Origin of the sequence: Allosphingosinicella deserti, from assembly GCF_003012735.1 — a bacterium.
In the GTDB taxonomy this organism is placed as follows: domain Bacteria; phylum Pseudomonadota; class Alphaproteobacteria; order Sphingomonadales; family Sphingomonadaceae; genus Allosphingosinicella; species Allosphingosinicella deserti.
The window spans coordinates 405,431-429,468 of sequence record NZ_PXYI01000004.1; the positions used below are offsets into that span (position 1 = coordinate 405,431).

A 24,038-nucleotide genomic window follows, 5' to 3' on the forward strand; every position below is an offset into this window, starting at 1 on the left:
GGAGCCATCAGCCCTGACCCGGCGGCCGGTGGCGGGCTCGCTCGGCCGGCGCTCGCGGCCTTCCCGCACGGGACCATCCGTGGGCTCGCGTCCGCCGCCGCGATCCTGTCTTCGGGGGTCGATGGGCCGGCGCCCGCGCGGCGCTGCGGTCGCAGCATCGCGCGGGGCACGATCCAGTTTCGGGTCGCCGCCGCGACTGCGCTGCGGCTGCTCGGCGTCTCCCGGTTTGGACGGGCCCCGGTTTCCGCGCTCGGGACGGTCTCCACGAAGCCGCTCGTGTCCTTTCGGACTCGCCGTGCGCCTGCCGTCTCTCTGCTCGTCGCGCGCGCTGCCTCTCGGTGCACCGCGGAGGCCGGTGGCGCGCTGCGGCCGCTCTTCGCGCGCCCGGTCCGGCCGATCGGGACGGGGGGCGCGGCTGCGCTCCGCCTTGTCGCCGCTGCCGCGTTTGGCCGGCTCGCGCTCGCCGCCGCCACGGCCGCCCGAATCCTGATGCTTGCGGTCTGCGCCGCCTCCTGCTGCCCCGCGGAGGCCGGTGGCGCGCTGCGGCCGCTCTTCGCGCGCCCGGTCCGGACGAACGGGACGAGCTGCGCGGTTGCGCTCCGCCTTGTCGCCGCCGCCATGCCCGCCGGAATCCTCACGCTTTCGGTCCCTGCCGCGCTCGGCGGGACCTCGTGCGTTGCGTTTCGAGCTGTTCGGCTTGGATGGGCGGCGGGGCGGTTGCAGGGGAGGTCTCCACGTTGAAGCCGGATGGGCGGAAAATCGCGCCAGATCGACGATTTGACTGCGGCACCGGCAGCCTCTTCGCTCGTTACGCACCTACACCGATCAACGGAGGGCGACTGCGCATATAATGCTGTTCGGCAAACGCGAAAGAGCTATCCGGCGGATCCTGATCGTCGAAGACGAGCCATTGATCGCTTTCGACAACGAATATCTGCTCACCGACGCCGGCTATGAAGTGATCGGAACCGTCGACAGCCTCGCCGAGGCGGTGCGCGTACTGTCCGAAGAGCAGGTCGATCTGGTGCTGTCCGACATCACGCTCCGCGGCGACGGCGACGGAATGGACGTGGCCCGCGCTGCCGCCGCCAAGAACGTGCCGGTGCTGTTCGTCACCGGAAATTGTCCGATCGAGGCGCACAGTCTCGGGATCGGCTGCCTGGCCAAGCCCTATACCGACAAGATCCTGAAGAACGCGCTCGCTGCGCTGGACCAGAGGCTTCAAGGTATCGAGGTCAAACGGGTCCCCGCCGGGCTCAGTTTCTATCAGGGCCTGAGCTCGCCCTGATCGCCGATCAGGCGAGCGCTTTCTCGACTTCGTCGTGGAAGAGCCGGATCCCGGTCTCGAGCGTGCCAAGCGTCACAGTCTCGATCGCGCCGGATGCGAGCCCCTGCTGGCCGAGCGCCGCGGCGCGAAAATCCTCGCCGCCGAAGACGCCCTGATCGAGCAGCGCCCAGCTCTTGGCCCAATGCGCTTCCTCCTCCTGCGAGGCCGGCGGCTGCGGGATCAGCATGAAATCCTCGACCAGGGTGCGGTCTACCGCCTGCGGCATCAGCACCATCACGTTGACGTAGTCCGGGCTGACCACCACCACGGTGCCGGGGAAGAGCTGGTAGGCGAAGGTGATCGTGCTGCGAAGCGCGCTCCAGTCGCCGTGATCGACGGCCGCGAGATGCTCGGCGCGGCCGACCGCCGAGCGCTGGTGGCGCCCGATCGAATCGCCCGCGGTGATACCGTCGGCGAAGAACTTGCCGATGGTCGGCGCGTGCAGGCGCTGGACATGGTAGCCTTCCAGGAAGGCGTCCATGATCAGCTTCCAGTTGGCGGCAACGTCGTGGATGTTGCGGCGGTAGAGATGGTGGTCGGCAAGCCCGAACGCCTCGAATTCGGGCGCGAGCGCCTGCGCATCTGAGAAATCCCCTGCCCCGCGGGCGAACCAGATCAGTCCGCCGGCCTCGATCGAGGGCAATTCGCGCAGGCCGAACGCGGCCTTGTCGAGACCGGGGAAGCTGTCGGCGCGGGGTAATCCCGCGAGCGTTCCGTCGAGCGAATAGGCCCAGGCATGATAGGGGCAGACGAGGCGGGGCGCGCATTGGGCCTGCGCGCCTTCGACAAGGCGGGTGCCGCGGTGGCGGCAGACGTTGAAGAAGACGTGGACTAGACCGGCGCGGTCGCGGGTGAGCAACAGGGGAATGCCGAAGCCGTCATGCGACACCGCCATGTTGGTTCGCGGCAGCAAGGCCGACGGCGCGATGACCAGCGGCACGCGGCCGAAGATGCTGGCCGTCTCGGCCTCGAAGCGCAGCGGATCCGTGTAAGCGGAGGCCGCAACCGTGGTGATGCGATCGCCATGGCTGCTCTCGCCGCGCGAGACGATTTCGGCCAACGCGATCTGGCCGTGAGTCGGGCGCCTTCTGCTCGGCATGTCCATTCCGGGAGACTGCGGCGGCGTGGGGCAGAAGGCAAGTAGGGCGGCTTTCCTCGTGCCGCAAAGTCGCTAAAGCTTCGCGACCTCGACGGAAAAATGGAGTGGAAGCGTGGCGCAGGCGGAGAAGAAACTCGGGGGCCTCAAGCTCCTAGGCGCCGCGCTGCGGAACAGGAAAACCGCGATCATGCTGGTCTTCGGCTTCTCGGCGGGGCTGCCCTTCTCCTTGCTCGTCGGGACGCTGAACGCGTGGATGGGCGAAGCGAAGATCGATCTTGCCACGATCGGCATCATCTCGTGGATTGGCCTCGCCTACGCCTTCAAGTTCCTGTGGTCGCCGCTCGTCGACCGGACGCGGCTGCCGGTGCTCGGTCGTCTCGGTCGCAGGCGCGGCTGGCTGATCGTCTGCCAACTCGTCCTGGCCCTGACCTTCCTGTCGCTGTCGATGACCGACCCGGCGCTTGCGATCGGCACGTTCGCGATGGTGGCGGTAATCGGGGCGTTCGCGTCAGCGACTCAGGACGTGGTGATCGACGCCTGGCGGATCGACGTCGCCGACGAGACGGCGACGGTCGAGATTCTCTCCTCCATCTATCAGATGGGCTTTCGGATCGCGGCGCTCGTCGGCGGCGCTCTGGCCCTCGTCCTTTCGGCGCGGATCAGCTGGCCGGCGGTCTATATGGTCATGGGCATCGTCATGGCCGCGACGGTGATAGCCACCCTATTCGCGCCGGATACGGCGAGGCCCGCCGAGGAACTCGGCTTTCGCGAGCTGCGCGAGCCGGGCGCTGTCCATCCCAAGCTGCGCGCCCTCGGCCTTGCAGTGGTCGGGCTAGGCTGGGCCTGGGCCATCGTCACAATCGCAAATTTCATGATGCGGATCCTCTCCGTTCAGCCGGGGGATCCAAACCCGCCCAAAGCGAGCGAGTTTACCGCCTCGACGGGGCCCTGGATCATAGCCGCCACTGTGTTTCTGCCGGCGCTGGTCGCGACCTATTTCAACTGGCTGCGCACAAACGGGCGCAACGTTCTCGCCGAGGCCGTGCCGGCGACGAGCGGCACGCAGCGCGCGGCGGATCATGCTTATTCGGCGCTGCTCCTGCCGCTCGCCGACCTCGTCCAACGCCTGCGCTGGGGCGTGATCATCGCCCTAGGGATCATCCTTACCTACCGTCTGACCGATTCGATCTGGGGCCCGTTCGCCTTCCCATTCTATCTCACGGAGCTTCAGTACAGCGCCGACGAGGTCGCGTTCGCTTCCAAGGTGTTCGGCGTCTTCATGACCATTGCCGGCATCGCGATCGGCGGCGTTCTGTTCGTGACGCTCGGACGGTACCCGACCCTCATCCTGGGCGCGATGGTCGCCGCTGCGACCAACCTGCTCTACGCCGACCTTGCGGCCGGGGCGCACTATATCGACGCCTTCGCCAACACCTTCGGCCTCAGCGCGATGGGCGTCGATCCCCGTATGGTACGGCTGATGGTCGCGATCTCGGGCGAGAACATTGCCGGCGGACTCGCTGGCGCGGCCTATGTCGCCTACCTCTCGTCCATCGCCAGCAAGGACTACAGCGCGGTACAATATGCGCTTCTTTCATCGCTGACGCTGCTCGTCGGCTCGCTCGGTCGCGGAGCGCTCGGCGAGATGATCGAGACGGACGGTTATGTCGCGGTCTTCCATTTGACGGCGGCGCTCGGCGGTATCGCGGTGGTCTTCTGCGTTCTCGAGTGGATCCGCGCGAGCTGGCAGAACCGGCGCGGGACGACGGCGCCGGAGCTGATGCCGACGAGCGATGCCGCGCGCGTCACCGAGGGTGACACGGCGGCTTGAGGGGTACGAAGGCTCTATGCCTATGTCGTCACCGCATCGGCCGGGGCAGCCGCAATTTAAGACATCAATCGTAGGGGGGATATCATGCATCTGATCGGCCTGTCGCTGCTGCTGCAGATTGCGTGCGCGGTGCATTGCGTGCGCAACCATCGAAACGGCGCGTGGCTGATGGTGATCCTGTTCTTCTCGGTGCTTGGCTGCGCGGCCTATGCCTGGTTCGAGATCCTCCCCGCGTATATGGGCCGGCGCGAGGTGCGGGCGGTGAAGGCGGCGGCGAGCCGCAAGCTCGATCCGGAACGGGATATTCGCAGGGCCCGCGAAGCGCTGGAGGTTGCCGACACCGCAGCGAACCGCACCAATCTCGGTGACGCGCTCGCCGATGCGGGACAATGGGACGAAGCCGCGATCCATTACACCCAGGCGCTGGCGAAGAGCGCGGGGGATCGCGCCTCGAAGGTCAAGCTCGCTCGCGCCGAGCTCGAATCGGGCGATCCGGCCGGTGCGCGCGCACTGCTCGAGGGCCTGGCGCCGTCAGGGTCGCCGAGCGAGAATGATCGTACTGCTCTGCTGCTCGCGCGCTGCCTCGATGATCTCGGCGACACGGACGCCGCACTGGCGCTGTACCGGGATGTCGGCGAACGGATGGCCGGTGCCGAGGCGCAGTGCCGGCACGCCGCTTTGCTGATCCGGCTCGGCCGCCGGCACGAAGCGCTGCCGCTGCTCGAAGAGACGGAACGGCGAGCGAAGCGGCTCGACCGCTTCGAGCGCGGCCGCGACGCCGAGATGTACGATTGGGCCGCGCGAACCCTCGCCGAGATCAGATCCGCTTAAACAGGCCGCTGTTCGTTGCGGCGGAGAATGTCGCCGGCGAGGTAGAGCGAGCCCATGATCAGCACGATCGGCGGCTGGGTGCGATCGGCATGGCGGCCGATCCATGTCAGCGCCTTTTCGACGTCGGTCGCGGCGACCGCGCTGATCCCCGCCGCGCGGGCGGCGAGGACGAGATCGGCCGGCGCATGATGGTCGTGCCCCGGCACAGGGATGGCGTGAAGGGTCATCGAGCGGTTGGCGAACGGCTTCAGCACGCCCGCCGCATCTTTGTTGGCAAGCAGCCCGAACACAACGTGGAATGGGCGGTCGCTCGGCACATGGCCGCGGAAGAAATCGGCGACTGCCCGCGCCGCCGCCGGATTGTGGCCGCCGTCCAGCCACAACTCGGCGCCCTTGGGGAGCAGAGCATGGAGTGGGCCCTCGCCGAGCCGGTGCAGCCGCGCCGGCCAGTCCGCCCAGCCCATTGCGGCGCGGAGGGCGGAGTCGCGCACCGGAACGGCGTCCTGGTGGCGCAGCATGGCGACGGCGAGACCGGCATTGGCCGCCTGATGCGCGCCGGCAAGGCGGGGCAGAGGAAGGTCGAGCTTGCCGTCCTCGTCACGATAGTGGAGGCGCTGGCGGTAGACGGCGGCATCCCAGGAATCGCCGCGCGGCAGCCACCGCGCGCCCGCTGCACCGGCGGCTTGCGCAATTCGCTCGGCGAGCGGATCGGGATAATGGAGGGTGACGAGCGGCACGCCCGGCTTGGCGATGCCTGCCTTCTCCGCCGCGATGTCCTCGATGCGACTGCCGAGGAAGGCCTGATGATCGATCCCCAATTGGGCAATGCCGCACACCGCGGGCGCCGGAACGACGTTGGTCGCATCGAGCCGGCCGCCAAGCCCGACCTCGACGATGCAGGCGTCGGCCGGTTCGCGCGCGAAGGCGAGGAAAGCGGCCGCCGTTGTCACTTCGAAAAAGCTCGCGCCGATGTCGGCACCCGAGTCGAGCACCTCCTCCAGGAGCGCGGCCAGTAGCGCATCGTCGATGAGGCTGCCGGCGATGCGGATCCGCTCGTTGAAGCGGACGAGGTGGGGACTGGTATAGACATGGGCGCTGAGCCCCGAAGCCTCGATCGCTGCGCGAAGGAAGGCGCAGGTCGAGCCCTTGCCGTTGGTCCCGGCGACATGAAAGACCGGCGGCAGCTTCCGCTCGGGGTTGCCAACGCGAGCGAGCAGGGCCGAGATGCGCTCGAGGCCAAGGATGTCGGCGCCCGGCGACAGGGTGGCGAGACGATCGAGCTGGCGCTGAACCGCCGGATCGTCGGAGACGGCGCGATCGGCCATCAGCTGCACTTTCCCCTCGCCCGTTCAGGGGAGGGGCGTGGGGAGAGGGAGAGTCGGAAGGCGCTGACTCGGCGGATCGTCGCCCGGCTCTGCCCCGCCCCCGACCCCTCCCCTGAAAGGGAGGGGGAATGGCTCACGCCGCTTCTCTCCGGGGGACGAGATAGTCGATCAGGCGGGCGAGGGTGGATCTCAGATCCTTCCGGTGGACAACCATGTCGATCATGCCGTGGGCGAGCAGATATTCTGCGCGCTGGAAGCCTTCGGGCAGTTTCTCGCGGATCGTCGATTCGATCACCCGCTGGCCGGCGAAGCCGATCAGCGCGCCCGGCTCTGCGATCTGAACGTCGCCGAGCATCGCGTAGGAGGCGGTGACTCCGCCCGTGGTCGGATCGGTGAGCACGACGATATAGGGCAGGCCGGCCTCGCGCAGCTCGGCGATGGCCACCGTCGTCTTGGGCATCTGCATCAGCGAGAGGATGCCCTCCTGCATGCGGGCGCCGCCGGCCGCGGTGAAGATGATGTACGGGGCGTGATCTCGGATTGCGGCACGCACGCCTTCGACGAAGGCGGCGCCGACGGCGAGGCCCATCGATCCGCCCATGAAGGCGAAATCCTGCACGCCGATGACGGCGCGCTTGCCGTCGACCGTGCCGCGGGCATTTTGCAGCGCATCGCTCTCGCCGGTGGCCTGGCGCGCCGCCTTGATGCGGTCCTGGTAGCGTTTGGAATCGCGAAACTTCAGCGGATCTTCGCGAACCTGCGGCGAAGGCAGGACGCTGTAGCCGGGATCGAACAGGCGATCGAAGCGCGCCCTAGGCCCGATGCGGCCGTGATGGTCACAGCGCGGGCACACCGAATCATTGTCTTCCCACTCCTTGGTGAAGACCATGGCGTTGCACTGGCGGCATTTGTGCCAGAGATTTTCCGCCGTCTCCCGCTTGGGGAGGAAGGGGATGCTGTTGCGGACGCGGTTCAGCCAGCTCATCGTGAAATGTCTCCTGAGAGCCTCGCATCGGCGGCGCGGGACGCGCGCCGGGCCGACGGGATTCGGGCTCTTGTGCTTGGACGGCGGATAGGACCGGTGGAGGAGCCTTGTCTACCGTCCGCCGGTTTCAGAGCGTCGCCTCGATCGCGCGGGCGGCGACGTCGGGATCCTTCGCCTGGGTAATTGGACGGCCGATGACCAGGATGCTGGCCCCCGCGTCGAGCGCGGCACGCGGGGTGATCACCCGTTTCTGATCACCGGCATGGGCGTCGGCGGGGCGGACTCCCGGCACAACGAAGAAGCCTTCGGGCCACAATTTGCGCGCCGCCGCGACTTCGTTGCCGGAGCAGACGACTCCGTCAAGCCCGGCGTCACGGGCGAGCGCGGTCAGACGCTCGACCTGCTCGTGCGGCTCGGACGGCACGCCGGCCGCCTGGAGATCGCCGCGATCGAGGCTGGTCAGCACCGTCACTGCGACGACCTTGGTGCCGGTCGGGGCGGCGGCCTTGGCATCCTCCAGCATCGCCCGTCCGCCGGCGGCATGGACGGTCAGCACTGCGGGCTCGAGCGGGCGCAGTGCCTGCACGGCCTTGCCGACCGTGTTGGGAATGTCGTGCAGCTTGAGATCGAGGAAGATCGGAAGACCGAGATCGGCCATTTCGCGAATGCCCTGACGGCCATTGGCGCAAAAGAATTCGAGGCCGAGCTTCAGGCCGCCGACATGGTTGCGCACCCGTGCCGCGACGGCCTTCGCGCGCTCCAGATCGGGCGTGTCGATGGCGACGAAGATCGGGCTCCTCATGACGTCGGCCAGACCTTACTGTCGGTGGCGACGCGATGCTCGCCATTGTCGACGATCACCGGAGCGGCGGTCTGCATCGGCGCGGTCGTTGCGGGCACCACCGGCGTGATGCCGGCATTGCGCTCGTGCGGCTCCAACCGGCGGCGAAGCGCCCAAATCCGCGCGCGATAGATCAGCATCGTCGGCAGGAAGCCGAGCAGGAAGAAGCCGAGCATCAACACCGGCAGCTTCACGTCGGCGACGAGACCGCCCCACAGGCGCAGCTCGACGTTCAGCCAGTTCGCCTTGGCGAACAGCACGGCGATCACCGCCAGAACCACCCAGAACAGGGTCTTGAGGAATTGCATCCGCTACAGCGCCTCCCGTGCGCGTCCCGCCCTGCTTATGGCGGCGCGCGGCGGCGTGCAACACTTGGCCATGTTCGCGCCGGTCCGGCTCAGCCGATCTCGCGCTCGAGATCGTCAAACAGGCTGCCGATCGCGCCCAGACGGGGACGCTCCTCGGCGAGGATGGCGCGGAATGCCTGCCGCTTCAGCGATGCGACGGTGCCGACCGGGAGATGGACCCCCTCCGGCAGCGTCGAAACGACGATGTCGATCAGCCGGTCGGCGCCGTGCAGCCGCCCCCAGAGATAGTCGTTCTCGCGATAGGCGCGGCTGAAGAAGGCGCCGAAGCTGTTGAACTGGATCCCCTTCAACGTCGCGGCAGCGCCGCCCTCGCGGATCGCAACGGCATCGTCGGGCGAGATCCGGTCGACCTTCACCGGATCGAATTCGTCCAGCCCCTCGCCCTGCAGCAGAGGCAAAGTGGCGATGTCGTAGAAGGGGAAGCCTAGGTAGGTGAGGATGAGCGAGCGCCGCTCCGCCTTGGGGAAGAGATCGAGCACCGCGGTCAGGTCCGCATCGGCGTCGTCGTCGATCTGCTTGAGCCCGAGCTCCGCCGCCAGCGCCCCCAGCGCGGCGTCCGGCTCGGCTTCGACGTCGGGCAGATCGAGATCGTCGACATCGGCGGCATCGGTGTAGCGGCCGATCAGCGCGTAGACCGCCTCGCGGGCCCGGTCCATCGCCTCACGCGGCGCAGTTCCTTGCTCCCCGATCTCGCCCAATAAGCGGGCGAGGAAGCGCAGGCGGCGAACACGGAAGCTCTGATCGAAGTTCCGGAAGAAGAGGATGACGTCCTCGCGGGCACCGAGGGAGGTCATCGCGTCCGGCGCGTTGAGGCCATGGGTGCGGATCCAGGTCCATAGAGCCTGGCGAATGCGTTCGCGCCGACCGCGGTCGCCGTCGCTGCCGAGCAGCAAGGCGGCGACCTCCTCGACCACGGTGCTGAGTTTCAGCTGTCCGTAGGCGACATAGGCGTAACCGGCCTCGCGCGCCGCCACTGTCTGTGCCCGGGCGCGCCAGCCGGCGAGGCGTTTGGGCGTGGGGCGGAGCAGCAGCAGAGTCGAGCCGAACGCCCGCTCGATCGCCGCTTCGACCTGTGGCCGCATCGCAGTGACGATTCGCTGCTGCCGGCGGATACGCGCCGAGCGCGCTTCGATCGCCTCGAGATTGTCGCGGATCGGCTGCTCGCGCGGTATGTCGGAAAGGGCGCCGAACAGCGTCGCAAAGAAGCCCGGCGGATCGCTGTCGCCGGTGGAGCCGAGCCGAACCGACCGCGTGCCCGGCTTCGGATCGATGTAGACGAAGCGGCGATCGACCTCGCGCCGCGCCGGGCGGTTGCGCAAGGCGCGGATCGCAGGACGGAATGGTGCGTTGGCGAGCACCGAGCCGTCGATCAGCACCGCAGCCTCGACTTCGCCGATCGCATCGTGGCGGGGGAGGGCGCGGCGAAGAAAGGCGGCACGGCCGGGCCAGGTCCGGCTGCGGGCTGCCAGCACCTGGTCGAGTTCGCCCACGCGGAACGGCGGGAAAGCGCCCGGGAAGCTCGCCGTGGCCCGTGCCGCGAAGGCGAGCTCCGCCGAATCGCCAAGGTGGCGGTGGTCGCCGCCGGGATCGGAGAAGGACAATGTGAGGCGATGCTCGCGCTCGACCACCTCGGCCGGCGAATGGAGCCGCAGCCGCTCGGGATAGCCGTGGAAGTCGGTGACGGTGACGAACAGATCGAGCGGCTGGTGCGCCGGCAGCAAAGGCGGGCCGGCGGGTGCCGCCGCCATCGCGTCGAAGGCGTCGAGCAGCAAGGCGGTGAAGCCGGCGCCACCGAAGGGCGGCGCGAACCAGCGGGCGCGGACGAAATTGGCGAGCTTGGCGCGGACCTCGTCACGGTGGCCCGCTTCCACCGTCTTTTCGACATTGCCGCCACGCCGGGCCGACAGCGCCCAGGCGAACGGCACCGCCGCCGCCTTGGCGATCCGGGAGACGGTGCTGACTTCGGGATCGAGCAGCCGATCGACATCGGCGGTTTCCAGCCAGAGATCGGTCAGCGGATCGAGCGAACGGCCGGTGGAGATTGCTTCGGCGAGGAAGACCGCGTTGATGCCTCCGGCACTGGCACCGGCAAGGATGTCGACGAGAATGCGCAGCTCGATCCCGCATTCCTTGGCGATCGTCTGCAAAAGCTTGCGATAAACCGCCTCGCTGCCGTTGGCCGACGGTGCCGCGCCATGAAAGGCACGGCTGGCACGGGCAAGCCGCCAGACCTCCTTGGTGATCCCATGCATGTAAACGGCGAGGCTGATTCCCCCGTAGCAGATCAGCGCGAGCCGTAATTCCTTCTCCTGCACCCGTGAAACGTGGCAGGCGCACGACGAGTTGTCGAGGATGAACGGAACACAAACCGTTCATCCCGGAATCGGTTCACGTCGCCGTAACGACCGAGACTCGTTTAGAAACGCAGGTTAGCCCGTGCCCATCGTCAACAGCCGAGGGGTTCGTACATGCTTTCTTCGATGCGCAAAGGCGCCACGACCGCCGCCGTGACCGCAGTCCTTGCAGGCCTTCTGGCCACCGGACCGAGCCACGCCGTAGCAGCCGACGCCAGCCGCATCGATGCCGTCGCGACCACCATCGCGACCTTGGAAACAGAACCCGCAACCGCCACCCCGGTTCCCTCTGAGGACGAGATCCTGGAGCAGTTTGAAGCGATCGGCGGCGGCGAAGCGAGCTATTACGGCAAGGAACTGGCCGGCAACCGCACCGCAAGCGGCGAACGCTTCAATCCCGGCGCTCTGACCGCTGCCCACCGCACGCTGCCGCTCGGCACCAAGCTGCGAGTCACCAACAAGGCCAACGGAAAGTCGGTGATCGTCCGCATCAACGACCGCGGTCCCTTTCTGAAGCGCCGCGTGATTGACGTCTCGCTGGCCGCGGCGCGCGAAATCGCGATGATCGGTGCCGGCAAGGCGCAGGTCAGCCTGGAAATTGTCCGCAACGCCTGATCGGTTCTGACGCCGCGCACTTCCCGTTCGCCGTTCCCAGTCTTGGCCGATCTTGCTGAAATCTTTGCAGTGCGTGGCGCTGCACCTTTCCAACCGCCGGTCCGCTAGCTAAGCCAAGTCCCATCCAAATTCGGGTGGGGAAAATCCCAATATGATCAAGCACATGATGTTGTCCGGCGCTGCCGTCCTCGCAGTCGCCGCCGCCGCCGTTCCGGGGATCGCCCAGCAGGCCGGTCCCGCGGCCGTCGCCGCAAAGGGCAAGCCGCAGCTCGGCGCCTGGGGCGTCGACCTCGCCGGCATGGACAAGAGCGTCAATCCCGGCGACAGCTTCTTCGGCTACGCCAACGGCAATTGGGCGCGTACCACCGAGATCCCGGCGGACCGTTCGAGCTGGGGCGGCTTCGGCGTGCTCCGCGATCTTTCCGATCAGCGGACCCGCGAAATCGTCGAGGCCGCAGCCAAGGCAAACGCCCCAGCGGGCAGCGTCCAGCGGAAGGTCGGCGATCTCTACAACAGCTTCATGGATGAGGCCGCCATCGAAAAGGCCGGCACCATTCCGCTCAAGCCCTATTTCGCCAAGATCGACGCGATCGCGACTCCGAGCGATCTCGCCCGCGCGTTCGGCGAGGCGAACCGGATGGGCATTTCGACCCCGTTCAGCGCCGGTGTCGAGCAGGACCTGAAGGACAATACCCAATATGGCGTCTATCTCGGGCAGGGCGGCCTCGGCCTCCCCGACCGCGATTATTATCTCGACGATTCGAATTCGAAGTTCGTCGAGGCCCGCGCCAAATATCAGACCCACATCGCCAACATGTTCCGTCTGGCCGGCATTGCGGATGGCGAGGCGAAAGCGAAGCGGATTTACGATCTTGAGAAGAAGATCGCCCAGACCCACTGGACCCGCGCCGAATCGCGCCAGATCGACAAGCTCTATAATCCGGTTGCGACCTCGGCGCTCGCCCAGCAGATGCCGGGCTTCGACTGGGCGGCCTATCTCAAGGCGGCGAGCCTGGATCGCCTGCCGCAGGTGATCGCCACACAGCCGAGCGCGCTTGCCGGGGAGGCGAAGCTGGCCGCCGGCGAGCCGCTCGCGGTGTGGAAGGAATATCTGACCTTCCGCACCCTGTCGGCTGCGGCCGGCATGCTGCCCAAGGCGATTTCGGACGAGAATTTCGCCTTTTACGGCACCACCCTCGCGGGCACGCCGCAGCAGAAGGATCGCTGGAAGCGCGGTGCCGATTTCGTCAACGGCGCGATGGGCGAGGCGGTCGGCGAACTGTACGTCGCCAAATATTTCACGCCTGAGGCCAAGGCCAAGGCCGACGTGCTCGTCCAGAACCTGATCCGCGCGATGGATGCACGCCTGCAGAAGCTCGAGTGGATGGCGCCGGAGACCCGGGCCAAGGCGCGCGCCAAGCTCGCCGCCTTCACTCCAAAGATCGGCTACCCCGACAAATGGCGCGATTATTCGGCGCTGGTGGTCCGGAGCGGCGATCCGTTCGGCAATTCGCTGCGTGCGACCGAATTCGAATATCTCCGCCAGCTCAACAAGATCGGCAAGCCGGTCGACCGCAGCGAGTGGGGCATGACTCCGCAGACGGTCAACGCCTACGCGAACCCGCTGCTCAATGAGATCGTGTTCCCGGCGGCGATCCTGCAGCCGCCCTTCTTCGATCCGAATGCTGACGACGCGGTCAATTACGGCGGCATCGGCGCCGTGATCGGCCACGAGATCACTCACCATTTCGACGATCAGGGCAGCAAGTTCGACGCCAAGGGCAATCTCGCCGAATGGTGGGCTCCGTCCGATGTCGAGCGGTTCAAGGCAATGACCGCCAAGGTCGTGCAGCAATATGGCGAATATGAGCCGCTGCCCGGCAGCAAGGTCAACGGCGAGCTCACGCTGGGTGAAAACATGGCGGATCTCGCCGGGCTCAACATCGCCTACGACGCCTATCGCCTCAGCCTCAGCGGCAAGGACGCGCCGGTGCTCGACGGCTATACCGGCGACCAGCGCTTCTTCCTCGGTTTCGGCCAGGTGTGGCGCAACAAGTATCGCGATCCGCTGCTGCTCAACATCCTGACCACCGATCCGCACACGCCGGGCCATTTCCGACCGAACGTCGTCCGCAACTTCGATCCGTGGTACAAGGCGTTCAACGTTCAAGGTGGAAAGCTGTACCTCAAGCCTGAAGATCGCATCAGGATCTGGTAAGCTCGCCTGTCCCGGCCCGGTGAAGCCAGTGGCTTGATCGGCATGTCGGGGCGTCGATAGGGAAGGCCGGCGGTCCGTGCCGCCGGCCTTTCCATGTCCCGATCCGGAGTTCGCAACCTGCTGAAGCGTAAATTGTCCAAGCCGCAGGCCGGCGGTGTTTCGAAGCCGCTGGTCGGCGGTCTGCTCATCGTCCTGATCCTGCTCGGGTTCGTGCTGTGGGCGTCGACCCGTTCCGCCCGGGCGCCCGGGGTCGACCCGGAACGTCCCGGAGTCGGAATCTCGAACCAGCAGATCGCCCGGATCGAGGAGCGGCAGCAGGCGGCCGATTCCGTCATCGATTACCAGCGGATCGACCGCCGGCTGCAGGCGCTGATCGCCGAGGAATCGATGGTCGGCCTTGCCGTCGGCATCGTCGAGAACGGCCAGATCCGCTTTCTCAAGGGCTATGGAGTCACCGCCGCGGGCACCGACGATCAAGTCGGCGTCCAGACATTGTTCCGCTGGGCCTCGGTGTCGAAGGGCGTGGCCGGGGACATGGTCTCGAAGCTCGCCGACGAGGGCAAATTGTCGGTCTACGAACCGATCGCCAAATATTCGCCGTGGATACGCTTGCCTGGCGGGATCGAGCAGCGTGCGACGGTCGCGGACGTGCTCTCGCACAGTCTCGGCCTTGCCGGCCATGCTTATGATAACAAGCTGGAAGAGGGCGCGGATCCGCGTTTTCTCCGCGGCCAGCTGTCCACGCTCAACCTGATCTGCCCGCCCGGGCAATGCCACGCCTATCAGAATGTCGCCTATGACGGGGCATCGGACGTCGTCGAGAAGATCACTGGCATGCCCTATCCGCAGGCGATCGCAGAACGCATCTTCGGGCCGCTCGGCATGACCAGCGCCAATATGAGCCGTCAGGGCCTGGTCACCGCCGCGAGCTGGGCGCGCCCACATGCCGGCGGCAAGCATTCGAAGCCGGTTGAAGTCACCGAGCCATATTATCGGGTTCCGTCCGCAGGCGGCGTCAACAGCACGATCAAGGATCTCGCGATCTGGATGCAAGCGCAAATGGGCCTCGCGCCGGACGTGCTGTCTCCGCGGGCGCTGGAAGCGGTGCAATCGCCGCGCGTATCCACCCCGGGCGAGCTCGGCCGGATGCGCAAGTTCCGCGAGCGTCTGAGCAGTGCAAGCTACGGCATGGGCTGGCGGATCTACAATTATGCCGGCCACAAGGTCGTCGGCCATCGCGGCGGCGTGCGCGGCTACCGATCGCTGGTGATGTTCGATCCGGCGCTGAAATCGGGCGTGGTCGCGTTGTGGAATAGCTCGACCAACCAGCCCGGCGGGCTCGAATTCGAAGTCATGGACATGCTCTACCGGCTCGAGCCTCGCGACTGGCTCGGCGTCGACGGACGCGCCACGCCCGAGCAGCCAGCGCCTGAAGCGGTGGGCAACGGCGCGATGGGGGCCGATTAATCTGACACCGCGGCCGCGCGCGCGGCGTCCGCACGCCGGCTTATACGGGTGATTTGATCGTCAGCGGCGGCTGCGCGGCACGCGGGCGCTCGCCAGCGCCTGCTGGTGCTTGCGAGCGGAGCTGAGCAGGCGCTTGAACGCGCCGATCCGCGCCGGCCCGCGGGAGACGCCGTCTTCCGCCGCATGCGCACCGACGGTGAGTGTCGCCCAGACCGGCAGATGATCGGACGCCTTGCGTGAGGTGGCGCTGTCGTGGACTCCGCACGCACTGATGTCGAGCCCGCCGGTGACCATGATGCGATCGAGCTGTGCCACCGGACGGCGGGCGTGGAAGCTGCGGCCGGTGTCGGCGAAGCGGCAATGCTGGGCGAAATCGCGCAGGCATCCGCCCTGGCGGCTCCATTCGTTGAGATCGCCCATCAGCACCGTCGGCATCGCGCCTTCGCGGGCGTGGATATGCTCGAGGATGGCATGCGCCTGGCGCCGCCGCCACAGGCCGGACAGATCGAGATGCATACCGACGACGCGCAGGCTCTCGCTGCCGAGCCGTATCTCGGCCAAGACAGCGCCGCGCGGCTCGAGCGAAGGCAGATGGAGCATCGTCTTGTCGACGATCTCGACGCCCTTCTTCACCAGCAAGGCATTGCCGTGCCAGCCCATGCTGCCGGCGCGCGCCTCGAACATCACCGGCTTGTAATCGCTATGCTCGTCGAGCAGGTGAAAAGGGATCGCGCTGGCGCGGGCGCCGAAGCGGCGGTCGGCCTCCTGCAGGGCGATGACGTCCGCGTCGAGCTCGTTCAGCACGTCGATCGTCCGCTCCGGCCGCCGCCGACGGTCGGTGCCGATCGCTTTGCGCATATTGTAGCTGGCGACGCGGATCATCGAGCGCCCTGATGGCGGCCGGCGCGCGACTTCGCAACCTGTGTCGGGATCTCAGTGGCCCTTTCGGTCGCCGAGTTTGCCGAGCTGATGGTCGATCGCCCGCACCACCTTCTTGGCCGCGCCGATCACCGCACGATCGATATTGTTGCCTTCGTCGATGGCCGCGACCGGCGGGATGCCGTTGATCCGGGCCTCCATCGAGCAGCGCAGATCGGCGTTGCCGCCGCGCGGACCGTTGATGTCGGACACGTGCACTTCGACATCGGTTATCCGACCCTCGAAACGGGCGAGGCGCTGGCGGATTTGCTCCTCAAGCCGTGTGTCGCGATCATTGTCGCTGGGAATCTGGTTGTCGGCGTGAATCTGAATAAACAAAGCACACACTCCATTGCTGGTGCAGGGTGAATGCGGAGGAGGGGCCGAGCGTTCCCTCGAAAACGCTGGCTGGCCTCTCGCGGCGCGGCTAATTGCTCGCCATGGCGAAACCCAAGAAGCGCTACGTCTGCCAGGTTTGCGGCTCGGTTCAGAGCCGCTGGCAGGGCCAATGCCCCGACTGCAACGAGTGGAACACCCTGGTCGAGGATGCCGGCGCGGTGGTCACGCCTTTCTCGGCGCGGCACAATCTGCGCGGCGGCGGCCAGACCGTGCAACTGGTCGGCCTCGATGCCGATATTCCGCTGCCGGAGCGGACCAGCACCGGCATCCGCGAGTTCGATCGCGCGCTCGGCGGCGGCATCGTCCCCGGTTCCGCCACCCTGATCGGGGGCGATCCCGGGATCGGCAAATCGACCCTGCTGCTCCAGGCGGCGGCGCGGATCGCGGGTCGCGGCCTGGACGTCGCCTACATCTCCGGCGAGGAAGCGACAGATCAGGTGCGGCTGCGCGCGCGCCGGCTCGGACTCGGCGGCGCGCCGGTGAAGCTCGCCTCGGCGACCTCGGTCCGCGACATCCTGACCACGCTCACCGACGGCAAGCCGCCGTCCTTGCTGGTGATCGATTCGATCCAGACCATGCATTCGGATCTGATCGAGGGCGCGCCGGGGACGGTCAGCCAGGTCCGCGCCTCCGCCGGCGAGCTGATCCGCTTCGCCAAGGAAACCGGCACCGCCGTCGTGCTGGTCGGCCACGTCACCAAGGACGGATCGATCGCGGGGCCGCGCGTGCTCGAGCATATGGTCGATACGGTGCTGAGCTTCGAGGGCGAGCGCAGCCACCAATACCGGATCCTGCGTGCCGCCAAGAACCGCTTCGGCGGTACCGACGAGATCGGCGTGTTCGCGATGGGCGAGGACGGGCTCGACGAGGTCGGAAACCCCTCGGCCCTGTTCCTCACCCACCGCGGGGACTCGGTTTCGGGCGCGGTGGTGTTCCCGGCGCTTGAGGGGACGCGACCGGTGCTGGTCGAGATCCAGGCGCTGACCGTGCGCCTCGCCAGCGGCGCCACCCCGCGGCGGGCGGTGGTCGGCTGGGATTCGGGGCGGCTGGCGATGATCCTCGCCGTGCTCGAGGCACGCTGCGGCCTCAGTTTCTCGACGGCCGAAGTCTATCTCAACATTGCCGGAGGCTACAAGATCAGCGACCCCGCCGCCGATCTCGCTGTCGCCGCGGCCCTGGTCTCGGCTTTGTCCGAGCGCCCGGTCGCGGCCGAGGCGGTGGCGTTCGGCGAAGTGGCGCTGTCGGGCGAATTGCGCCCGGTGTCGCACGGCGGCCTGCGGCTCAAGGAAGCCGCGAAGCTCGGCTTCGAGCGCGCATTGGTGCCCTCGACATTGAAGGAAGAGAAAGGCGGGCTGGCGCTGACCGGCTTCCGCACGCTGGGCGAAATGGTGGATTCGTTGCTGGGGCGGGGGTGACCCTGGCTCTCTCCTTCCGAGGAGAGGCAAGTGGGCGCAGCGACCGAGGAGAGGGGCAGTCGGGTGTCCTCTGAAGTTGGCGTTCCCCTCCGCCTCTGCCCCTCTCCCGACCATCGACGCGGATCCAGAGGACCATGCGGGGCATGGTCCGCCGCGTCGATCCTGAAGGGGAGACGAGGTAAAAGGAGGGCTCTATCTTTGGCCACATTCCTTGATTAGCAACCGCAGCATGACTGCGCTCGACATCATCGTTTTGCTCCTCGTCGGAGGGGGCCTCGTGACCGGATGGTTCAAGGGCTTCGTCGGCGAAGTGCTGACGCTTGCCGCTTGGATCGTTGCCATCGTCTTCCTGAAACTGCTGCACGAGCCTGTGACCAACGCGCTCGTCGGAACGGTCGGCACCCGGTCCGGCGCCGCCGTGCTCGCCTTTGCCCTGGTGTTCGGGATCACCTTCCTGATCGGCAAGCTGGTCGCGCGGCAGATCGGCGGCGGGGTCAAGAAGTCCGTGATCGGCCCGGTCGACCGCGTGCTCGGGTCCGGCTTCGGCGCGTTGAAGGGGCTGATCATCGCCACCTTGCTCTATCTTGCCGCCAACCTCGTCTACGACACGATCTGGGGTCGTGAATCCGTGCGTCCCGAATGGATGGCGAAGTCGCGCACCTATCCCTTGCTGTCGGCGAGCGGCCGCGCGATCGTGGATTTCGTCGAGTGGCGCCGCGGCCGCCCGGTCGATCCCAAATACCGGCAGGCGCCTGCCAACGAGAGCGCCGCGGCAGACGGCCAATGATCGCGCTTCGTTTCCACGACACCATGGCCCGCGAGAAGCGCCTGTTCGCGCCCGCCGATCCGACGCGGGTGACGATGTATGTGTGCGGTCCGACCGTCTACAACCGCGCCCATATCGGCAATGCCCGCCCGGCCGTGGTGTTCGACGTGCTCGCCCGGCTGCTGCGCCACGTATATGGCGAGGACGCCCTGGTCTACGCCCGCAACGTCACCGACATCGAGGACAAGATCATCGAGGCGGCGCGCCTGGAAGGCGTCGCACCGGCGGTGATCACGGACCGCTTCGAGCGCCATTATCTGGACGACATGGGCGCGCTCGGCGTGAGTCCGCCGACCATCGCTCCACACGCCACTGATCATATCGCCGAGATGATCGCGATGATCGAACGGCTGATCGCGCAGGGCTTTGCCTATGAAGCCGACGGCCACGTCCTGTTCCACGTCCCGGCAGACCCCGATTACGGCGCGCTCGGCCGCCGCGACCGCGATGCGATGATCGCCGGCGCCCGGGTCGAGGTCGCATCCTACAAGCGGGATCCGGCCGACTTCGTGCTGTGGAAGCCGTCCGAGGCGGAGGTCATCGGCTGGGAGAGCCCGTGGGGGCGGGGACGTCCGGGCTGGCATATCGAATGCTCCGCGATGATCGAACGGCATCTGGGCGAGACGATCGACATCCACGGCGGCGGGCTCGACCTCATCTTCCCGCACCATGAGAACGAGATCGCGCAGAGCCGCTGCGCCCATGGCGGCGCGGCGCTGGCGCGGACCTGGCTGCACAACGGCTTCCTGTCTATGGCGGGCGGCGAGAAGATGTCGAAGAGCCTCGGCAATGTCGTCCTCGTCGGCGATCTGCTGGAAGAGGGACACAGGGGCGAGGCGGTGCGCTTCGCCTTGCTCTCGGCCCATTATCGCCAGCCGCTGGACTGGTCCGCCCAGCTCGCCGCCCAGGCCAAGGCGACGCTCGACCGACTTTATCGAAGCGCCGGCGATGCGCAGCCAGGCGCTATCGATCCCGCCGTGGTCGAGGCGCTCGCCGACGATCTCAACACCCCGCTGGCGTTGTCGCGGTTGTCGGCGATCGACGATCCGGCGGTGCTCAAGGCCTCGGCCAATTTGCTCGGCCTGCTCGGCGACACCGCTGCCGCCTGGTTCCAGGGTGCCGGCGACGACCGCATCGACGCTTTGGTCGCTGCCCGCACCGAGGCCAAGAAGGCGAGGAACTTCGCCGAAGCCGACCGCATCCGCGCCGCGCTGGCCGACGAGGGGATCGTGCTCGAGGACGGCGCCGGCGGGACGACCTGGCGAAGAGTTTGAGCGCGTTGGCGGCTTGAGGGAGCGTGCCGCTTCGGGCACCCGGCCCGCGATCCGCTTGCAGGCGAATCCGTCACGCTCCCTCGTCTCGTTCAGCCGTCCGAATCGGGATTGCGGAGGCGGGCCTCGGCAATCGGGCGCAGGATGCTGGTGAGATCGGCAGCGCTGAAGCGATGGCCTTCCGGCAATTCGGGCAAAGCCGAATCCAGCACTTCGAACGTTTCGCGCGCGCCCTTCACCCACAGCAGGCTGGTGTTGAGGGCGGGAATGCGCAGCTCGGCGGCTTCGCCGTCGAGCGCAGCCGCGCCTTCGCCGCGGGACATCCGCATCAGCGAGGTGCGCGCGCGGCCGACCGCAACGCTGTTGGTCACTTGTGCGAAGCGGCTGTTGTCGGAGCGGACCTCGGCCGAGACCGGCCCCGCATCGGTCGCGACGATATGGGACCAGAGCGCGAGCCGGGCAGTCTTGACGAGCTCTCCACGCGCGAGATCGTCGAGCCCGACGACATAGACGGGCATCGGCAGAGCATCGGAGTCGATGATCTCGTCGAGGGTGCGCGCGACCCGCATGTTGACGGCAAGCTCGAAGCGGCCTGCCGCGCGGGTGATTGCGGGCGCCCGCTGGCGGATAGTGGCGCTGCGGCCGATGCGGGGCAGAGCTCTGGCGAGCTCGGTGAGAATCGCTTCGGGCGGCGTTGCGAGTGTAATAGGCATGATCGTGATCCTTCAGGAATTGGTTGTGCCGGTCGCGATCCAGGTTCCGCTGCCATTGTAAGCGGTTCGCAACGTATCATAGTCGACGACGCTCGTCGTCCCGAGGCTTGGGTCGACGGCGCTTGACGATCCGGGATCGCAGACGATGACGAATTCGCCATCCTCGACGCCGGTGGCCAGGATGGCATGGCGTCCGCCACCCGACCATTGGATGCGCAGGAAGGTCGGGCGACCGGCCGCGCTTTGATCGCGCAACACGGAATAGTCGACGCTGCTGCCGGTCAGCGTGCCCAGATGGCCGAGACCGTCGAGCGCATCGGCGGTATTGTCGGGCAGGTTGCACGCCATACTGCTGCCGGAGGTGCAGCAATCGCTGCGGCCGCGCCGGGTGTTGACGAGCTGGCACTGGGTGAGGGTCGAGGCCGGCTGGTAATAGCGGCGGACGCTGACCGAGCAGGCCGCCCAACACCATTGCGATTGCTGCTGGCGCTGGATTCGGAAGCGCAGGTTGACGTCGACGGGCACCGCGCCCCACGATCCCGAGACGAAGGATGGGCGCAGCTTCTGCGCCAGGGCGGCCTCGAAATTGGCCTGGTATGCGCCGGACGTCATGCCGTGGTGGCCGATCGAGCTCGCAGAGCGCTTCTCCCAGATGCCGGCGTACCGATCGCTGCTTCCGACGAGGCAGCTGCCGCCCGACACGAGATCGTATCCCTGCGCGGCGAGGCTCTCATGGGTCTGGCGAAAGGCGCTTTCCGACAGGCCGTGCCGCGCGACCCAGGCGTTGCCCGGGCTCTTCTCCCACCAGGCGATGTAATGATCCTTGCCGTCGACGGTGTACGGGCACACGGCGCGCGGGCGGAAGCCTTTGCCGACCATGTCGTTGAACACCGACTGATAGTCGGCGGCGGACAGGCCGTGGCGGGCGGCCCATTCTGCGCTCCCGTTCTTTTCGTAGACGCAGGCGAACACAGTCTTGCCGTCGACGGTCGCCGCCGAGAGGCTGCGGGGGCGATAACCCTCCTTGGTCCAGGCGGTCACCTGGCTCTGATACTGGCTACCGTCCAGGCCGTGGCGGGCGACGAACGCCACACCGTTCTTCTGGTGGAAGATCGATGCATAGCGCGCGGTGGTTCCGTCACGATAGACCGAGACGCAGACGGGCTGGTATTGCTTGCCCGTCCACTCGTCGAAGGTCGCCTGGTAGTCCGCGGCGGTCTGGCCGTGCCGTGCAACGAAAGCCGGCCCGGCGCCGCTTTCGAAGCTGGCCATAAGTAATGATTGTGCCATTTGTAACGCTCCCATTCCCTCTTGCGTGAATAATACACCATGGAATGATTGATCCCAACATTGTTTCGCGTAATAGCTAACGATACATGCGAGAGGGCGCGCAATGTAGATCGGTCCAATTGTGATCATTCGAAGGTCCGAAATGGTTCCATAATCAAGATTGCGTAGCTTAGTGCGAATCATCATTGCTCGTAAGCAATACCTATTGGAAACTAACGGCATCTATTCATTTTTACTGATGTCAACTGTTGTGTGATTCGGTTCGAATCAGGTTGGTGCGGTATCGCCCACGGAAGTTGGCGGTGGAGGCTCGGGGTGGCCCCTAGGGGTCGCAGGGAGGCTCGCGAGGTCAGACACAGGGCTGAGCAGGATGGACCTCGCGGTACTCATTGATCAGTCTGTCGGGAGAGCGGAAATCGGCGATCCCGCCAAAGTGGCGCTAGATTGCAGCCTTGGCGGCGCGGGTTTTAGCGGGCTCGCTCAGCGTTTGCGGCGTTACAGCGTCACCGGCCCGAGGCCAATCTTCACAGCACAAACACAAGCGTCCCACGCGCCAGGGCTTGTCGTGCGATGACGTGAGCTGGTTGGTGGGGTACGCAAGGGACGCTGCTCTTGCAGCACACTCCCGCTCTTCGTCCGCCTGAACGGCGCTCCCGCGTGCGGATGATCAGTCGGTGTCCGCCACGGGCGGTTGCTGCCCGTCAACTTTCTTCTGTCGCGTGCATTGCGTACAGGCGTGGGGAGTCAAAGCCGGCCGAGGCCGTGAGGCGAGCAACGCCAGGAGAATCGAATGTGGGAGCCGTACCTGCGCGCCAAGCTTCCGGTGCCGACGCAAGACGATCTGAGCCGGCTGGAAGCGCTCGCCGGAGGGGAACTGCCCCTGGGTTATTGGGAGCTGGCGATCGCGCATCAGGGAGAGGCACTGGACGAGAGTCTGGTTCAAGATCCGGCCTTCGAGGCGTTCGTCCTGCTGCTGGTGCTCCCGCCCGAGCGTCTGACAAAGACGGAGGTGAGCTATTCGATCGGCTTCGCCATCGAGCATGTGATGCCGCGCTACCCCACCGGACTGCTTCCCTTCGCCGACGATACGGGCGGCAACTTGTGGGCATTCGATTATCGCGCCACTCCGGGCGCGCCATCCGTCGTGTTCATCGATCATGAACTGGACGGGGAAGAGGCGCTGAGCCCGGTCGCACCCGACTTCGCTTCGCTGCTCTCACGCATCGGAATATCGCCGGGCTGACCGGTGAACCGGTCCGTCTGAGCTGTGTTGGTGCATGAAGTGAAAACAAGCGATGATGCGGCGCCAGTTAGCGCGCTGATTCCAGTTTGGCCTGAAATCGGGCTTGGTTGATCATCGACTGGCGCGCCGAATGGTAATCTAGAGCCGCCGTCCGGGAGCCGTCATCGGCGCCACGGTGGCCGTTACTGCCAGGTCCAGTTCGGCAGGGTGGCGCCGGGACGTGACCCCACCGCAGGCATCCCGACAGCGCCTGCAACAGCGCTGCCGAGCCCCTGCCTAGTCCGTCAGCGGCAATTCTTGTCGCGGGTAAGCGCTCGGCCGCCCAGCAGGCCGGCGGCACCGCCGAGGATGGTACCGAGTGTTCGATCGCCGCGTCCGGCGACTTCGCGCCCGAGCAGTGCTCCCGCTGCTCCGCCGACGACAGCACCGGTGGTGCCCGAACGACAGCGTCCATTGTTGCGGTAGGAACGTCGATCCGAGCGATCCCGGTAATAGCCGTCTCGCGCATAGCTCCCATCGCTGTAGTAGCCGTGGCCACGATCGCGAGGACGCGCATCGGCAGCGGCGGGGACTGCGGTGAAGACGGTCATGAGTCCGGCTGCGACGAGGGTGGCTTTCTTCAACATTTTCTTACTCCTTGGGCCAGCGAGGCCAATCAGTTTCCGGCTTGATGCGCTTCGATTAGGAGGCGGGCCTTGAGGC

General features: G+C 66.7%; 20 protein-coding genes and 1 pseudogene. 10 read left to right on the forward strand and 11 right to left on the reverse strand.

All coding sequences use genetic code 11. The annotated features are described in order from the left end of the window. The first annotated feature begins 850 nt into the window (after nt 1–850). A complete protein-coding gene (locus C7I55_RS14045) occupies nt 851–1,288 on the forward strand; it encodes a response regulator (protein WP_106513595.1) in 438 nt (145 codons plus the stop codon). A 7-nt stretch (nt 1,289–1,295) separates the two neighbouring features. On the opposite strand, the gene C7I55_RS14050 is transcribed toward C7I55_RS14045, so the two are convergent. Beyond that, nucleotides 1,296–2,426: an aromatic ring-hydroxylating oxygenase subunit alpha gene (locus C7I55_RS14050; RefSeq protein WP_332888425.1), complete on the reverse strand. Its 1,131-nt coding sequence runs from the start codon at nt 2,424–2,426 to the stop codon at nt 1,296–1,298. 112 nt (nt 2,427–2,538) lie between these two features. Here C7I55_RS14050 and C7I55_RS14055 point away from each other — a divergent pair, with 112 nt between their 5' ends. Next, on the forward strand, nt 2,539–4,257 hold the full coding sequence (locus C7I55_RS14055; protein WP_332888426.1) for an AmpG family muropeptide MFS transporter: 1,719 nt from the start codon (nt 2,539–2,541) through the stop codon (nt 4,255–4,257). 84 nt (nt 4,258–4,341) lie between these two features. Continuing rightward, complete coding sequence (locus tag C7I55_RS14060; protein ID WP_106513597.1) at nt 4,342–5,088, forward strand: tetratricopeptide repeat protein; 747 nt, start codon at nt 4,342–4,344, stop codon at nt 5,086–5,088. Here the strand turns inward: C7I55_RS14060 and C7I55_RS14065 are convergent. The 5 genes from C7I55_RS14065 to C7I55_RS14085 form a co-directional block, all read right to left on the reverse strand. Then, nucleotides 5,085–6,413: a bifunctional folylpolyglutamate synthase/dihydrofolate synthase gene (locus tag C7I55_RS14065; protein WP_106513598.1), complete on the reverse strand. Its 1,329-nt coding sequence runs from the start codon at nt 6,411–6,413 to the stop codon at nt 5,085–5,087. The two genes, C7I55_RS14060 and C7I55_RS14065, sit on opposite strands and share 4 nt — an antisense overlap. A 133-nt stretch (nt 6,414–6,546) precedes the next feature. After that, nucleotides 6,547–7,398: an acetyl-CoA carboxylase, carboxyltransferase subunit beta gene (accD, locus tag C7I55_RS14070; protein WP_106513599.1), complete on the reverse strand. Its 852-nt coding sequence runs from the start codon at nt 7,396–7,398 to the stop codon at nt 6,547–6,549. Between the two features lie 127 nt (nt 7,399–7,525). Next, nucleotides 7,526–8,200: an orotidine-5'-phosphate decarboxylase gene (gene pyrF / locus C7I55_RS14075; protein ID WP_106513600.1), complete on the reverse strand. Its 675-nt coding sequence runs from the start codon at nt 8,198–8,200 to the stop codon at nt 7,526–7,528. After that, nucleotides 8,197–8,547: a LapA family protein gene (locus C7I55_RS14080; RefSeq protein ID WP_106513601.1), complete on the reverse strand. Its 351-nt coding sequence runs from the start codon at nt 8,545–8,547 to the stop codon at nt 8,197–8,199. The genes pyrF and C7I55_RS14080 overlap by 4 nt, the downstream gene beginning before the upstream one ends. Nucleotides 8,548–8,636: 89 nt before the next feature. Then, the gene (locus tag C7I55_RS14085; protein WP_106513602.1) at nt 8,637–10,922 is read right to left on the reverse strand and encodes a patatin-like protein; all 2,286 of its coding nucleotides are present in this window, start codon (nt 10,920–10,922) and stop codon (nt 8,637–8,639) included. A gap of 153 nt (nt 10,923–11,075) precedes the next feature. On the opposite strand from C7I55_RS14085, the gene C7I55_RS14090 reads away from it, so the two are divergent. The 3 genes from C7I55_RS14090 to C7I55_RS14100 all read left to right on the forward strand — a co-directional run bounded on the left by C7I55_RS14090 (nt 11,076) and on the right by C7I55_RS14100 (nt 15,261). Then, complete coding sequence (locus tag C7I55_RS14090) at nt 11,076–11,576, forward strand: septal ring lytic transglycosylase RlpA family protein (RefSeq protein ID WP_106513603.1); 501 nt, start codon at nt 11,076–11,078, stop codon at nt 11,574–11,576. Nucleotides 11,577–11,727: 151 nt separating this feature from the next. After that, the gene (locus C7I55_RS14095; protein ID WP_106513604.1) at nt 11,728–13,794 is read left to right on the forward strand and encodes a M13 family metallopeptidase; all 2,067 of its coding nucleotides are present in this window, start codon (nt 11,728–11,730) and stop codon (nt 13,792–13,794) included. Nucleotides 13,795–13,887: 93 nt separating this feature from the next. Next, entirely contained in the window at nt 13,888–15,261 is a 1,374-nt protein-coding gene (locus C7I55_RS14100; protein ID WP_106513605.1) for a serine hydrolase domain-containing protein, read from the forward strand. A 192-nt stretch (nt 15,262–15,453) separates the two neighbouring features. Here C7I55_RS14100 and C7I55_RS14105 read toward each other — a convergent pair. Together C7I55_RS14105 and C7I55_RS14110 are read right to left on the reverse strand one after the other, a co-directional pair. Next, a pseudogene (locus C7I55_RS14105) lies at nt 15,454–16,143 on the reverse strand (endonuclease/exonuclease/phosphatase family protein); the annotation flags it as partial. A 51-nt stretch (nt 16,144–16,194) separates the two neighbouring features. After that, nucleotides 16,195–16,518 carry an HPF/RaiA family ribosome-associated protein gene (locus C7I55_RS14110; protein ID WP_106513607.1) on the reverse strand — a complete coding sequence of 108 codons (324 nt, stop codon included), beginning with the start codon at nt 16,516–16,518 and terminating at the stop codon, nt 16,195–16,197. A 101-nt stretch (nt 16,519–16,619) separates the two neighbouring features. Here C7I55_RS14110 and radA point away from each other — a divergent pair, with 101 nt between their 5' ends. From radA to cysS, 3 genes are all read left to right on the forward strand, one after another. Beyond that, entirely contained in the window at nt 16,620–17,993 is a 1,374-nt protein-coding gene (gene radA, locus C7I55_RS14115) for a DNA repair protein RadA (RefSeq protein ID WP_106513608.1), read from the forward strand. 229 nt (nt 17,994–18,222) lie between these two features. Beyond that, nucleotides 18,223–18,780 (forward strand): CvpA family protein, encoded by a 558-nt coding sequence (locus C7I55_RS14120; RefSeq protein ID WP_106513898.1) that lies wholly within the window; start codon nt 18,223–18,225, stop codon nt 18,778–18,780. Beyond that, a complete protein-coding gene (gene cysS, locus C7I55_RS14125) occupies nt 18,777–20,093 on the forward strand; it encodes a cysteine--tRNA ligase (RefSeq protein ID WP_106513609.1) in 1,317 nt (438 codons plus the stop codon). Before C7I55_RS14120 ends, cysS begins: the two co-directional genes overlap by 4 nt. A gap of 89 nt (nt 20,094–20,182) precedes the next feature. Here cysS and C7I55_RS14130 read toward each other — a convergent pair whose 3' ends face one another. Together C7I55_RS14130 and C7I55_RS14135 are read right to left on the reverse strand one after the other, a co-directional pair. Continuing rightward, a complete protein-coding gene (locus tag C7I55_RS14130; protein WP_106513610.1) occupies nt 20,183–20,803 on the reverse strand; it encodes a hypothetical protein in 621 nt (206 codons plus the stop codon). A 12-nt stretch (nt 20,804–20,815) separates the two neighbouring features. Beyond that, nucleotides 20,816–22,093: a papain-like cysteine protease family protein gene (locus C7I55_RS14135; protein WP_158266424.1), complete on the reverse strand. Its 1,278-nt coding sequence runs from the start codon at nt 22,091–22,093 to the stop codon at nt 20,816–20,818. A 790-nt stretch (nt 22,094–22,883) separates the two neighbouring features. Between C7I55_RS14135 and C7I55_RS14140 the strand changes: the two genes are divergently transcribed. Next, nucleotides 22,884–23,336: an SMI1/KNR4 family protein gene (locus C7I55_RS14140; protein WP_106513612.1), complete on the forward strand. Its 453-nt coding sequence runs from the start codon at nt 22,884–22,886 to the stop codon at nt 23,334–23,336. Nucleotides 23,337–23,620: 284 nt separating this feature from the next. Here the strand turns inward: C7I55_RS14140 and C7I55_RS14145 are convergent, their stop codons facing one another. After that, nucleotides 23,621–23,962: a glycine zipper 2TM domain-containing protein gene (locus C7I55_RS14145; protein WP_106513613.1), complete on the reverse strand. Its 342-nt coding sequence runs from the start codon at nt 23,960–23,962 to the stop codon at nt 23,621–23,623. Nucleotides 23,963–24,038 lie beyond the last annotated feature (76 nt).